This is a genomic window from Vibrio sp. Vb1026 (genome assembly GCF_033338745.1).
Classification (GTDB): domain Bacteria; phylum Pseudomonadota; class Gammaproteobacteria; order Enterobacterales; family Vibrionaceae; genus Vibrio; species Vibrio alginolyticus.
Genome location: NZ_JAWOTH010000002.1, coordinates 481,870 through 494,813, shown reverse-complemented (window position 1 = coordinate 494,813; position 12,944 = coordinate 481,870). Strand labels below are relative to the sequence as shown.

12 protein-coding genes are annotated in these 12,944 nt (G+C 45.5%); 6 read left to right on the top strand and 6 right to left on the bottom strand.

The window, feature by feature from the left end:
• Positions 1 to 49: 49 nt before the first annotated feature.
• Both yjjG and R7E47_RS06145 read left to right on the top strand, forming a co-directional pair.
• Positions 50 to 724: a pyrimidine 5'-nucleotidase gene (yjjG, locus tag R7E47_RS06150; protein ID WP_005374109.1), complete on the top strand. Its 675-nt coding sequence runs from the start codon at positions 50 to 52 to the stop codon at positions 722 to 724.
• A 51-nt stretch (positions 725 to 775) separates the two neighbouring features.
• On the top strand, positions 776 to 1,315 hold the full coding sequence (locus R7E47_RS06145; protein WP_020834877.1) for an NUDIX domain-containing protein: 540 nt from the start codon (positions 776 to 778) through the stop codon (positions 1,313 to 1,315).
• A gap of 79 nt (positions 1,316 to 1,394) precedes the next feature.
• Here R7E47_RS06145 and R7E47_RS06140 read toward each other — a convergent pair whose 3' ends face one another.
• The 4 genes from R7E47_RS06140 to R7E47_RS06125 form a co-directional block, all read right to left on the bottom strand.
• Positions 1,395 to 1,829 (bottom strand): hypothetical protein, encoded by a 435-nt coding sequence (locus tag R7E47_RS06140; protein ID WP_136976320.1) that lies wholly within the window; start codon positions 1,827 to 1,829, stop codon positions 1,395 to 1,397.
• Positions 1,830 to 1,849: 20 nt separating this feature from the next.
• Positions 1,850 to 2,401 (bottom strand): YtfJ family protein, encoded by a 552-nt coding sequence (locus R7E47_RS06135; RefSeq protein ID WP_136976319.1) that lies wholly within the window; start codon positions 2,399 to 2,401, stop codon positions 1,850 to 1,852.
• A 79-nt stretch (positions 2,402 to 2,480) separates the two neighbouring features.
• Entirely contained in the window at positions 2,481 to 3,200 is a 720-nt protein-coding gene (locus R7E47_RS06130; protein ID WP_025768040.1) for a carbonic anhydrase, read from the bottom strand.
• A 78-nt stretch (positions 3,201 to 3,278) separates the two neighbouring features.
• Complete coding sequence (locus R7E47_RS06125; protein ID WP_005497916.1) at positions 3,279 to 4,622, bottom strand: OmpP1/FadL family transporter; 1,344 nt, start codon at positions 4,620 to 4,622, stop codon at positions 3,279 to 3,281.
• 771 nt (positions 4,623 to 5,393) lie between these two features.
• Here R7E47_RS06125 and R7E47_RS06120 point away from each other — a divergent pair.
• Genes R7E47_RS06120 through R7E47_RS06110 form a run of 3 tightly spaced genes read left to right on the top strand, consistent with a single transcriptional unit; the run spans position 5,394 to position 9,926 of the window.
• The gene (locus R7E47_RS06120; RefSeq protein WP_033906270.1) at positions 5,394 to 6,569 is read left to right on the top strand and encodes an efflux RND transporter periplasmic adaptor subunit; all 1,176 of its coding nucleotides are present in this window, start codon (positions 5,394 to 5,396) and stop codon (positions 6,567 to 6,569) included.
• 1 nt (position 6,570) lies between these two features.
• Complete coding sequence (locus R7E47_RS06115; protein ID WP_021484336.1) at positions 6,571 to 8,535, top strand: MacB family efflux pump subunit; 1,965 nt, start codon at positions 6,571 to 6,573, stop codon at positions 8,533 to 8,535.
• 14 nt (positions 8,536 to 8,549) lie between these two features.
• Complete coding sequence (locus tag R7E47_RS06110; protein WP_318083976.1) at positions 8,550 to 9,926, top strand: efflux transporter outer membrane subunit; 1,377 nt, start codon at positions 8,550 to 8,552, stop codon at positions 9,924 to 9,926.
• Positions 9,927 to 10,022: 96 nt separating this feature from the next.
• Here R7E47_RS06110 and R7E47_RS06105 read toward each other — a convergent pair whose 3' ends face one another.
• Entirely contained in the window at positions 10,023 to 10,565 is a 543-nt protein-coding gene (locus tag R7E47_RS06105; RefSeq protein ID WP_005374097.1) for a carboxymuconolactone decarboxylase family protein, read from the bottom strand.
• A gap of 111 nt (positions 10,566 to 10,676) precedes the next feature.
• On the opposite strand from R7E47_RS06105, the gene R7E47_RS06100 reads away from it, so the two are divergent.
• On the top strand, positions 10,677 to 11,276 hold the full coding sequence (locus R7E47_RS06100; protein WP_033906273.1) for a TetR/AcrR family transcriptional regulator: 600 nt from the start codon (positions 10,677 to 10,679) through the stop codon (positions 11,274 to 11,276).
• 155 nt (positions 11,277 to 11,431) lie between these two features.
• Here the strand turns inward: R7E47_RS06100 and R7E47_RS06095 are convergent, their stop codons facing one another.
• Complete coding sequence (locus tag R7E47_RS06095) at positions 11,432 to 12,688, bottom strand: type 2 secretion system lipase (protein WP_017819748.1); 1,257 nt, start codon at positions 12,686 to 12,688, stop codon at positions 11,432 to 11,434.
• Positions 12,689 to 12,944: the final 256 nt, after the last annotated feature.

The window sequence follows — 12,944 nt, the reverse complement described above, 5'->3', positions numbered from 1 at the left end:
AATCTAGACTATGCACCAGTATTACGACCTTGATTTTGGGAAGAAGAAAATGAAGTACGATTGGATCCTGTTTGACGCTGACGAAACCTTATTCCACTTTGATGCTTTCAAAGGTTTGCAGCTTATGTTTTCTCGCAAAGGCGTAGATTTTACTGAACAAGATTTTGCTCATTACCAAACCGTAAACAAACCGCTTTGGGTGGATTACCAAGACGGCAAAGTAACGGCAGATGAGCTAAAACATAAGCGTTTTACCGAGTGGGCTGAGAAGTTGAATACCACAACAGCAGATCTCAACAGCGCATTTTTAGAAGCAATGGCCGATATTTGCAGCTTGTTGCCAGGTGCAAAAGAGCTGATGGAAGCGCTGCAAGGCAAAGCTAAAATGGGCATCATCACCAACGGTTTTACAGAGTTGCAAGCGATTCGCCTTGAGCGCACAGGGATGACTGAGTACTTCGATAAAGTGGTGATCTCTGAACAAGTGGGCGTAGCAAAACCGGACTTAGGTATTTTTGAATACGCGATGCAGCAAATGGGCAACCCATGCAAAACGCGCGTACTGATGGTGGGTGACAACCTTCATTCCGATATTCTGGGTGGTAATAATTTTGGTATTGAAACTTGCTGGTTAAATACCACAGGCGCAAGCGTCGATGAGCGTATCGCACCAAATTACACCGTTGAGTCTTTGAGTGAACTAAAGAACATTTTGGTGGCGTAACCGAATCCGGTATTATTCCGCAGTAACCCTCAGAAAAATCAAGGAATAACCATGTCAGACATCAAACAGCTAGACAGCAAAGTCGTTTACCAGAATAAGTGGATGACGGTGCGTGAGGACAAAATTTTACGTCCGAGCGGCGCAGAGGGCATCTATGGTGTGGTCGACAAACCTGATTGTGCTGCGATTCTGGCTATCGATAACGGGATGATTCACTTGGTTCAGCAGTACCGTTACACCGTAGGTCAACGTTGTTGGGAGATCCCACAAGGGGCGTGGGAATCAAACCCAGATGCGGATCATCTTGAGCTTGCCAAAGGCGAGCTGCGTGAAGAAACGGGCATGCAGGCGAGCGCTATGGCGTATGTCGGCGCGCAGTTTATCGCATACGGCTTTTTGAATCAGACATGTCACGTCTACTTCGCCAGTGATTTAACGGACGTGGGCAATCAACTCGACAGTGAAGAAGAGGATTTGATCACTCGCGCTTTTTCTGTTGAGGAGTTCGAACAGATGATGATCGACGGCACGATCAAAGATTGTGTCACCATCGCCGCTTATGGTTTGGCGAAGCTGAAGAAATTCATTTAGTTATCCATGACGATTTTTTAATGAAAACAGCGGCCTAGTGCCGCTGTTTTTAGTTTGGGTGAGTTCGTTGAGCCATCGCTTACTCGTCGATTTTCTTACCTAAGATTTCCACTTGCGCTTTTTTGGTCACCCCCGCGACTTGCAGCGCAGTGCTGCCAACCGATTCATAGTTCAACTCGATTTTGTCTAACTTCGCGTTATCTTTTGTTGGTAGGCTTAAGCTTCTTGATGACATGCCTTTAGTCAGAACACCTAAACTGTCGAACGTCTTTTCCTGAGCATCTTTCATGATTACTTTAACGCTTTTCAGATCGACCGTACCTTGCGTACATTTGATTTTGATGTGGCTAAAACGAGCGTTAGCAAATGGTGACAGTGGATTGACTGTGTCGGTTTCCGATTTAAAACTGACGGTTTTATCTGCAATCTTGTCCCAATCGTTGTCTCCAGCAATCGATTGGAAAGAGGCTACAGCCGCTAAAAGACAGAGCGCGATGGTGTTGAACAGTTTCATAACTTTTCCTTACCTTAGGTTTAGATATTCTGTTTAATCAGTTCGATGACGTGTGTGACTTCGTCTTGAGTTAAAGCCCCTTCTTTCACGAATAAAATTTCACCTTGTTTATTTTGTACGATAATCGCAGAACTTTCTTGCTGCAGATCCCAAGTTGTTGCTAATACGCCATTTTTGTCTAACACCATGGAAGACCAAGAGAATGTCTTTTTGCTGTCCTCTGCCGACGATTTAACAAATGTACCGGTTCCCCAAATGGCGTCTTCTTGGTTGATCACGGTTGTGGTCTGATACTGATCTTCAGGAAAGTGAGCGGCAGTGATTGCTGACATCAGCGGCGCGTTCATCTCTTTGGCTTTACTACGACCTGCAATGGCTTGTATCACATGGACTTTGCCTAACATCTGCTGAGTTTCCCAAGGTTGATAAGCCACATCGTCTCCTTGCAGCGTCATTTCGCCATAGGTATCAATGCTGACGGAAGGGGTGGTTTGACCGACAGAAAGGTTATGAGAGAAGGCGAATGTCGGGGCGAGTGCGAGTAAGAGTGACAGAACAGATGGAGTTTTCATTGGGGGGGCCTGTAACGAAGTGAGGTTAGAGCGAATCAAAATAAGGGGCAAATACGATGCCCCTTATCGGATGTGGCGATTAGTTAGAAAGTACAACGCGCGCATTTAGCGGTTGCAGCGGACGATTGTTTTGTCCCATGACTTCCATCAGTTTCGCGGCTTGATCTTTGGATAAGGTTTGAGTGTCTTTAAGCACAAACCAGCGCACACCTTCTGAACATGGCGGTGTGGTTAAAGAGCCGTTAAATCGATAGTGGTTTGCAGTTTTTGGCAGTAAGTCGTTAATCTCAAACGTATCTTTGAAGAACGTGGTTTGATTCTCTTGTGGGATTGCGTTGATCAGTTTAGACAGTGCTGCGTTTTGATCGCCAGCATCAAACATCACCGAAATTACCGCCAACTCGCCGTCTGCGTTGGCGTGCACAAAGTGCGCTTCAAGTGGATATTGGCGGCCTTTGATTTGGTTTTCTGAAGGTGTGTGGAAATGGAACTGTTGCAGCTCGAACGTCTCGCCATCGATGGTGAAGCTGTTACGTCCGTTCACTTGCGCTTGCAGCGTATGACCATTGTTGGTTAAACCAATGACCTGACCAGTGTACGAAAGGTTCAGTGCTTCCAGTTTTGCGTCGGCTGGGTTGTCGATGTTGATTGGGCTTTGGTTTTTCGTGGTTGCGCAGTCTTTGGCGATTTCTCCCCAGTGTTCTGGCCCGTGTTTGTCATTGCCATAGCCCCATTCCGAAGCCTGAGCCGCGCCTAGAGTGAGAAGTGAGAGTGAAAAAGCAAGTAGTGTTTTGTTCATAATAATGTCTCTGTTCGGTCGCCTTGATAAGCGTTGTTACAAGGCAATGACCTAGAGGTTTGATCACTGCCTGACAAATTAGAAACGGTGGCTGAGCTGGGCACCAATTAGGAACGCATTTGAATGGGTCACGCCCGTCACCATCGGTGCAGGAACACCTTCATACGCGTACTCTTCTACGTTGACATCTTCACCAATCAAGTACGTCATGCCGATGTCAACCGTGGTATCTGATGACCATTGGTAAGAGGCCCCCGCAGATAACCAGTGACGGTTCGAATCTGGAATAGAAAGCGAAGTCAGCTCATCGACAGGTGTTTTGTCGAACATGTAACCCGTGCGAAGTGTCCAACGTTCATTGGCGTACCAAGTCGCACCGATGGAGTAGTGCGCGGAGTCTTGCCACTGAAAATCTTTTAGCAACTGATCATCAGCTTTCAAGCTGTCAAATGCTGACCAACCAATCCACTGCACAGAATAGTGCAGGGCAAATTTAGGTAAGACGCGGTGATAACCGGAAAACTCCGCAATATCCGGTAGCGGCATAGCAAGCGAGTCGTACGATTCGCCAGCAAAGTGGATGTCGCCCTTGGCATCTATGTTAGGGCTGTGCTTGTAGCTTAAACCTAAGCGATGACGTTCGTTAAACTCGTACATCATGCCAATGTTCGCGCCAAGCCCAATGCCGCCAGCTTCCACATCAAGTGCGTTGCCTTTTACGGATCCACAGCGTTGTTCTAGTTCGTTTCCAAGTATGTTCCCACCAACGCAAACACCCACGTCCATATCGCGGTACAGCTCACCAGAGCCGTAAATCACATCAATACCACCACCGATACTAAAACGATCGTTCACCTTGTATGCCAAGCTTGCGCCAAGGTTGACACTCGCTACGCTGGTGACACCGCCAAAAACAGGTGCGCCATAGTTTGGTTTAAACTCCATGTCGGTTCCGAAGTTGGAATATGCCGATAAGCCTAGATACCAGTCGTCGTTGATAGGATGAATAAAGTAAAAATTGGGTACAACGGCTGGTTGACCAACGCCATCGACGTCATCAATGTCGGTCACGGTTTGAGAGAAGGACGGGGTAATGTCAACTTGAGGGGACGGAGGAAAACCGCCCATACCAACATTGACATCTGCATTAATGTTAGCTCGATGATATTGCGCATTTTTAACGGTAACGTCAGGTTTGACGTAAGTGACACCGAACGATAAGGCATTTTGTTTAAACAGCGTCATCGCTGCGGCGTTGCGGCTGACTACAGATGCATTATCACCAATGACGGCATCACCAGCAAAAGCACGACCAAGACCCGTCGCAGAATGTTCGTTAATTTGAAAACCACCGGCATACGCCGTCGAGGAGGCTAACCCGATTAATAAATAAATCGGTGAAAGAGTTAATTGTCGCTGCATGTTTTTCTCATGAATTAATTAGAAGTTGTATTGCAACGAAAATCAGTAAAATAAACAAATCTGACCAGTGCATTTAAGAGTAAAACTAACAGTGTGCTGACAATAAGTAAATTTAACTTAATAAATATTTATTGTTGAATTTATTAATGCTTCATGGCGTGAATATAGTGGTTATTTTACGTGTAAATTAAATCCTGAACTTCTATTTTTATTTTTGCGGTATTACTTCTCTATTTTTATTGTACTGACTGTTCCCTAACAAATAGAGGGAAATCCAGCGATAAAGTGTCCGTGATGGAAACTCTGAGTCATTTGTATTTCCATTGCATCCCAACGTTGGTAGTTCGAATCAGCAAGAGAACTATCGTTTAAACCCACATGACACACTCCTCTCGGTCTTACCTGTGTTATGTGGGTATTTTTTATTTAACTTGTCACTTAACTCCTCTTGAAATTCAACAATTAAAAAATGGCCATAATGAAATCTAAATGGATGACATATTGAATAAGTTTAGATTTTACTGGTTTGTTGGTATTTAAAAATTTTGTTTATAATACTTATAACTTGAATTTCTATATTAAAAATGATCTTTGCTATACGTATTGAATAATATAGTTTTGAAGTGACTATAATATCTCGGATTTTTCACGTTAGTGAAGTTATTCCTTCAGTATCTTGACGTTAATTTACCTATCTTTACGTCTCGTACCCTGTACGGCTAAGACAAATAACAGTATAAAATCAAAACGATTATTTACTTCACTCCTGCTATGAAACTCAATAAAAAATGGCTCGTTTTGTGTGGCCTACTTGCTATTGGTGCTGGTGGTTATCATTATCTGCAACGTCCAGAACCCATTTCTCCTTACGCGACAGAAGTCGTTCGCAAAGGCAATATCGAAAAGGCGGTATTAGCCAACGGCATGCTGCAAGCGTCCAAATTGGTGAATGTAGGTGCGCAAGTATCTGGGCAAATTCAACGCCTCGCTGTGAACTTAGGGGATGAGATCAAACAGGGAGATTTGATTGCACAGATTGACAGCCTGACTCAGCAAAACAGCCTCAAAGAAGCTCAAGCGTCTCTTAATAGTCTCAACGCTCAGTACCAGGCTAAGCAAGCGCAGATTAAACAAGCAAACTATGAATACGTGCGCCAAAAAGGCATGTTGGCAGCGAAAGCGAGCTCACGAGCTGATTACGAGAATGCCGAAGCGACGCTCGCCATCTACAAAGCCGAGTTAGCGCAACTGGATGCCGAAATCGAGAAAGCCAAAATCAACGTCGACAATGCGCAGTTAGATCTCGGTTACACCACCATCAACGCACCGATGGATGGCACGGTGGTCTACACCGCGGTGGAAGAAGGACAAACCGTAAACGCCAATCAAACCACGCCAACGATTATCGAGTTAGCCAAGTTAGATACGATGACGGTGAAAGCCGAAATTTCGGAAGCCGATGTGATTTTTGTTCACCCAGGCCAAACGGCGCTGTTCACCATTTTAGGCAAACCGAATCAGCAGTTTAAAGGTACATTGCGCGCCATTGAGCCGGGGCCAACCATCATGGATGGCGATGACAGCGATTTGAGCATTTCAGATAGCGACGCCATTTACTACAACGCTGTATTTGATGTGAAGAACCCGCAAGGTATTTTGCGTATTGGCATGACTGCGCAAGTTTCGATTGTCCTTGAGCAATCGGAAAATACCTTGATTGTCCCTTCACAAGTGCTGCAAAAATCTGGCGGCAAAGGCAACTATACCGTGCCAGTGCTTGAACAGGGCCAAGTGGTGGAAAAGCCCGTGACAGTGGGTATTAACAACAAAGTGAACGCAGAAATTCTCTCAGGTTTGAAGGAGGGTGACCAGGTTGTTCTTGGCAATGCTATGGATGGAGAATCATCAAGCCGAGGTGATCGTCGTCGACCTCCAATGAGGTTCTAAGATGAGTGACGTGCTTTTAAAAGTTGAGGATTTAACTCGACGTTTTGTCTCTGGCGACGAGTCGCTTACTGTGTTGAACCACATTAATTTAGAGATAAAACGCGGTGAAATGGTCGCGATCGTGGGGGCTTCGGGCTCAGGTAAATCGACGCTGATGAATGTGCTCGGCTGCTTGGATAAACCGTCCAGCGGTCGATACTTCATTAATGGGCAAGATGTATCGACGTTGGAATCCGACCAACTGGCGGAGCTGCGCCGCGAGTATTTTGGCTTTATATTCCAGCGTTACCATCTGCTGGGGGATTTAACCGCGGTGGCAAACGTGGAAGTACCTGCGGTTTACGCGGGAGTTCCTCATCGTCAAAGAACGGAGCGAGCGCAGTCACTATTGGCTCGCTTGGGGCTGGAAGATCGTTTGACTCACAAGCCCAGCCAACTGAGTGGTGGCCAGCAACAGCGCGTGAGTGTTGCTCGTGCACTGATGAACGGTGGTGAGGTGATTCTCGCCGATGAGCCCACTGGCGCATTAGACAGTCACAGTGGGCAAGAGATGATGGCACTGCTTAAAGAATTGCATCAACTTGGGCATACGATCATCTTAGTGACTCATGATATGAACGTGGCGAACTTTGCGGATCGCATCATTGAAATCAAAGATGGTGAAATCATTGCAGATACGCCAAATGCACAAGTTGTAATCAATGAGCAAGCAGCAAATACACCGAGCGCGTCTTTTCATCGCCCAGCGCAAGCCGCCAGTAAGTGGTGGAAGTGGGACAGTTTTATTGACGCGCTCAAAATGGCGCTGCTGGCGATGTCTAGCCACAGAATGCGCACGTTTTTGACCATGCTCGGCATCATTATTGGTATAGCCTCGGTGGTTTCCGTGGTGGCACTAGGTAATGGTTCACAACAGCAAATTTTGTCGAATATTTCATCCATGGGAACAAACACCATTGATGTCAGGCCGGGCAAAGGGTTTGGTGACCGCCGCTCCGGACGAGTGAAAACGCTAACCGCCGACGATGCTAAATCGTTGGAGAGTCTACCTTTTGTCGACAGTGTCACGCCGTCTTTATCCAACAGCTTAACCGTGCGTTACGCCAATCAGGATGCAACCGCGTCTGTGGAAGGGGTTGGGGAAGATTATTTCCGTGTGCGCGGTTATGAGATCGCCAAAGGTCAGTTTTGGGATGAAGAGAGTGTGAATTCGCTCGCCCAAGAAGCAGTGATTGATGACAACACCAGAAAGGAAATGTTTGCGGATAGAAATCCGATTGGTGAAGTGATTTTTCTAGGTTCATTGCCAGTGCGTATTGTGGGTGTCACGCAGAAAAAAGAAGACGCGTTTGGCAACAGCGACGCGCTGAAAATTTGGGTGCCATACACCACCATGTCGGGACGAATGATGGGACAACGCTACCTCAACGGCATTACTGTACGGATTGATGAGAACGCCCCAAGCGCAGCGGTAGAACAGAGCATCATCAACTTGTTAAAAATGCGTCACGGTACAGAAGATTTCTTCACGATTAACACTGACACCATTCGTCAGAGCATCGAGAAAACCACCGCCACCATGACGTTACTGATCTCAGCGATTGCGGTGATCTCCCTAATTGTCGGCGGAATTGGCGTAATGAACATCATGTTGGTGTCGGTGACAGAGCGCACGAAAGAGATCGGTGTACGAATGGCTGTGGGTGCGCGGCAAGCGGATATTTTGCGTCAGTTTTTGATTGAAGCGGTACTAGTGTGTTTGTGTGGTGGCATTGCTGGTATTGGCTTGGCGTTTTTGATTGGTTTTGCATTCAGTACATCTGGCAGCAGCTTCCAAATGATTTACTCAATGAACTCGATCATCTGGGCGTTTATTTGCTCAACGTTGATTGGCATCGCTTTCGGCTTTTTACCCGCTCGCAATGCAGCCAAACTCGATCCGATAGAAGCGCTAGCGAGAGACTAAAAATGAGTAACACAATGAAATTCAAGACTCGATTGGTCGCGGCTGCCTTAAGCGCAGTGTGGTTGTCAGGTTGTGGTTCGCTTATGCGTAGCGACTATCAAGCTCCTGAGGTGCAAGTGCCTGCAAATTGGCAACAGATGCATGTTGCGGGTGATGTCAGTATGGATCCTTGGTGGTTGGCGTTTAACGATCCAACTCTTAATCAATACATTACTCAGGTGTTGGCTCAAAATAACGATTTGACGCTGGCAACGCTAACGCTAAAGAAAGCGCGTTTACAGCTGGGTTTAGCGCAAGATGACCTTTTCCCTACGTTGAGTTCTTCCACATCAGGACAAGTTCAAAAATCTCTTGATAGCGGGGAATCGGCAGATAGTTACAGCACTAACTTATCCGTCAATTACGAGTTGGATTTATGGGGAAAAATCTCGGCAGACGTTGACCAAGCCAAGTGGTCGGCGATGGCAAGTCAACAAGATCGCGAGGCGACCGCACAAAGTTTGGTAGCAACGACGGCATCGCTATATTGGCAAATCGGCTATCTGCAACAGCGCTTAAACCTCAGCCAGCGTAATGTGGTAGACGCAGCTCAAACGCTACAATTGATTAAAAAACAGTACCAACTTGGCGCTGTGGATCAGTTAGATGTGCTTGAAGCCAAACGTACGTTGGCAAGCTTACAAGCGCAGCAAAGTGAGTTTGAACAGAGTTTACTTGAGGCAAACCACGCCTTTGCGATTTTGTTCAATCAACCGCCGAAGAGCATCAGTGCAAACATCCAAATGCTGCCTGAAGGCGATATGCCATCGTTGAGTGTTGGTGCTCCGTCTGATTTATTGATCCGCAGACCCGACATTAAAGCAGCGCTTTATGAAGTCAAAGCCGCGCTAGCAAATAAAGACGCAGCAGATTTAGACTACTTGCCCAAGCTGACGCTCACTGGGGCTTTGGGTGGATCGTCACAAGCGCTCAAAGACCTGCTTTCCAACCCGATCGGCAGTTTAGGTGCGGATATGACGTTGCCGTTTTTGCAGTGGAATGAGATGAAAAATAGCCAAGCCATTGCCGATTTAGACTATCAATCGGCTATTGTGAGTTATCGCCAAGTGTTGTACGCCGCATTCCAAGATGTCGAAAATGCCTTGTCAGCACGCGAGAAATTGAAGTATCAGGCGGCGCGTTTACAAGAGCAATATGATGCCGCAAGTGCCGCTGAGTCCATTTATGCTGCGCGGTATCAGTATGGCTCGACGTCGATCATGGACTATTTGAATGCACAAGAAGACACCAGAAACGCGCAAGCTTCTTTGTTGGAAAACCGCTACAACCAGTTTCTCACTCAGGTTACGCTTTACCAGTCTTTAGGGGGAACCGACGTCGCGCCGTTGTAATTAGGTGTCAGCTCACACTAGCGAAGCGCCATGCAACAAAGCCTTTTTTGAAGGTATTACTGGTCCCATGAATGGGACCAGTAATAAAAGCTTAAGTTACTTGGCGAACTTCTTGAAAGGTGCATCAACCGGGGTGTCAGCTAGGTGATTGGTGTAGTTACTCATCACTTTTTGCGCTAGACCAAGAACAATTTCAAGCAGTTGCTGCTGTCCGTAACCTGCCGCAAAGAATTTCTCTATCTGAGACTCTTCCACTACACCACGTTGACGCACCATTTGAAGCGTTGTTTCTCGTAGTGTTTCAAGTTTTTCGTCTGCCAATGGTGTTTGGTTGACGAGAGCATCAACAATCTCCTGATCCACTTTCATTGACGCCGCGATCGCACTATGAGCAGGAACGCAGTAGTGACAACCATGTTCAACGTTGATGGTTTGCCATACGACGGTCAATTCTTCTGCGTTAAATGATGTTTGTTGAAAGAGCTCATGCACGACTTGATAACCCTCAAGCAAGGTTGGCGCTTCAGCCATAACAGCATGAAGATTTGGTAGCATGCCAAACGCTTTGACTGAATTTTCAATCAGATGCTTTGATCCTTCGGGTGCGTTTTCTGCGGTATACAGTTTAAATTCTGCCATGTTTAAATCTCCTGTAATTGGATATGAGCGGATTAGGCAAGAACAGGATAGTTGATTTTGAGCGGTCGCTCAATATAAAATTGAGCATATGTTCAAAATTGATAATTGCTCATGGCGAATACAAAGAAATTCCAACGTGATGAAGTGGTGAAAGCTGCCTCGGATCTATTCTGGAAGAAAGGTTTTCATGCAACATCTACACGTGATTTACAAGATAGCGTTAATCTGCGTCCTGGAAGTATTTATGCGACGTTTGGGTCAAAAGAGGGGCTATATTGTGAAGCGCTAAAAATGTACGTTGCGAACTTACAAGCCCTGTTTGAGTTGCATTTAACTCAGAACACAACGGTTCTAGATGCAATAGAAGCTTTCGCGATTGATGTGGTTATCAATCAGCGAGACTCCAATCCCAGTGAAGTGTGCATGTTAGTCAAATCAGCAAGTGAATTTGCTGAGGATTTTAATGCTCTGCGCAATCAAACAAACAGCTTAGCAAACCAATTTGAATCTTTTCTTGCAAAGCTGTTTGAGCGAGCAATCGAGAATGGCGAAATTGAAGCTCAGGATACATTGCTTCTTGCTCAGTTGTTCCAGGTTCAGTTTACGGGTATACGAGCCTACTCATACCGCAGTGATGATGTAACCTTAAAGACGTTGATCTCTATTATGGTGGACAGTTTCCGCGGTAACGTACCAAAAACAGAAAGCTGAATGAGGCTGCTCAAAGTCAACGTCTCTAAATCAACGGCTTGAAGTAAGCGAGCTCAAATAAACCCGTTATCGGGGTTCGATATCGATAAAAAATGACCACGAAGCATCGTGGTCATTTTTATGCAGATTAACTTGCAATGAACAACAACGGCTCATTAAAAGCGAAACTCTTCTAAGTTATTGCTGCTTTCTAACATTTTTTCAGCCACATAACGATGCGTTGCTGTGGTTGGGTGAGTCACATCCCAGAACACGAACTTATCTGCGCCAGATGCTGCACATTCAGAACGTAATGAGTGAGTGTACATGTAGTCAACAGAGGATGAACGGTTGATGTCTAAGCAAGGGTCGCTTGCATTTACGAAACCGTGTTCTTCTGGTGCCGAGGTTAACTTCTCAAACAGTGCGTGTGTATCAAACAATGCGATGTTGTAGCCTTGGGCTTTGTAGTACATCGCTTGTGCTTTGATGAACTCGTTCATCTTCAATACTTTCGCACGAATCGTTTCAATTTCTTCCTGTGTTGAGTATTTGAACTGTGGTGCTTTGGTTGCATCTGGCAGTGTCATCAACATGAAGTTCTTCGCGCCAGCGTCTGTTAAACGAATCAGAGCTTCAGCGTAATCCGCTTTTACTTCCGGCACGCTACGGTTGTAGTTCATGAAGTCATTTAAACCAAACTCTAACGTAAACAATGTGTTAGCAGGGTTGTAGTTCTTCGCCAGCTTTGTGTAGGTTAAGTAAGAAGAAACTTGTTCGCCGACACCAGTTAGCGCGATGTATTGGTTTTCACCTGCTGCGCCACCAACTGCCCAGTTGTATAGCGGTAAGTTTTTGGCTTTAGCAACGTATTCCGTCCAAACAAAACCGTTTGAGAAGTGACCCAAGAACCAGCTATTCGGGTTAGGAAAGCGCCATTGGGACGCGTTAAAGATGTTGCCTGTATCAGACAAGCTATCGCCTAAAGCCACTACTTTGTTTATCTGATCTGGTTGCATTGCAGCATCATTGCTCCAGATCGTGTGGTTATAAGAATAACGATTGTCGGCAGCAAAAAATGTAATGTCTGCGTTCTCGTTCGCTAGATCTAGTGTTTCCTCACAACGCTGGCGAATTACGTTTTGTGAGGTATTGGTGTAGAACATGTTTTTAAATGAAACAGAGCTCCACCAATAACCATCGATAGTGAAGTCACTACCATCTTGGTTTTTTGCCCATTTCCAATCGGTAGCCGCATCGTCCTTGGAGTGGCTCGTACGATACCAGCATCGAACGTACGTATAAGTTTGATTTTCTTGCGCGCTAACCACTTCAGCCGCAGAAACCATTGCTGGTGATAAAGTTGGCTCCTCTGCAATGGCGGAGGCAAGCGGAAGTAATGCAGTTAATAGTGTGATTGTTTTTTTCATCATTCACTCTTCTTGTAATGGTTATTGTTCCGAATGCGTGAATACGCTCGGCTATAACAGTATTTAGATGAGAATTTTTCTCACTAAACCTTCTAATTCTGAGTAAATGCTCAAGACAGTCAACAACTAAATATTCAATATTTCAGTTTTGGCACCACGGTCAAAAAATCCATTCAGCATAGCAATCGATTAAATGGGTGATATTTAGAATAATTACTCACTAACATTAATTTAACATTCACTTTTTGTTAATTAAGTA

Bases quoted from the DNA above. Each gene is read 5' to 3' on its own strand.
- yjjG (WP_005374109.1), top strand. From the start codon at position 50: ATGAAGTACGATTGGATCCTGTTTGACGCTGACGAAACCTTATTCCAC.
- R7E47_RS06145 (WP_020834877.1), top strand. From the start codon at position 776: ATGTCAGACATCAAACAGCTAGACAGCAAAGTCGTTTACCAGAATAAG.
- R7E47_RS06140 (WP_136976320.1), bottom strand. From the start codon at position 1,829: ATGAAACTGTTCAACACCATCGCGCTCTGTCTTTTAGCGGCTGTAGCC.
- R7E47_RS06135 (WP_136976319.1), bottom strand. From the start codon at position 2,401: ATGAAAACTCCATCTGTTCTGTCACTCTTACTCGCACTCGCCCCGACA.
- R7E47_RS06130 (WP_025768040.1), bottom strand. From the start codon at position 3,200: ATGAACAAAACACTACTTGCTTTTTCACTCTCACTTCTCACTCTAGGC.
- R7E47_RS06125 (WP_005497916.1), bottom strand. From the start codon at position 4,622: ATGCAGCGACAATTAACTCTTTCACCGATTTATTTATTAATCGGGTTA.
- R7E47_RS06120 (WP_033906270.1), top strand. From the start codon at position 5,394: ATGAAACTCAATAAAAAATGGCTCGTTTTGTGTGGCCTACTTGCTATT.
- R7E47_RS06115 (WP_021484336.1), top strand. From the start codon at position 6,571: ATGAGTGACGTGCTTTTAAAAGTTGAGGATTTAACTCGACGTTTTGTC.
- R7E47_RS06110 (WP_318083976.1), top strand. From the start codon at position 8,550: ATGAAATTCAAGACTCGATTGGTCGCGGCTGCCTTAAGCGCAGTGTGG.
- R7E47_RS06105 (WP_005374097.1), bottom strand. From the start codon at position 10,565: ATGGCAGAATTTAAACTGTATACCGCAGAAAACGCACCCGAAGGATCA.
- R7E47_RS06100 (WP_033906273.1), top strand. From the start codon at position 10,677: ATGGCGAATACAAAGAAATTCCAACGTGATGAAGTGGTGAAAGCTGCC.
- R7E47_RS06095 (WP_017819748.1), bottom strand. From the start codon at position 12,688: ATGATGAAAAAAACAATCACACTATTAACTGCATTACTTCCGCTTGCC.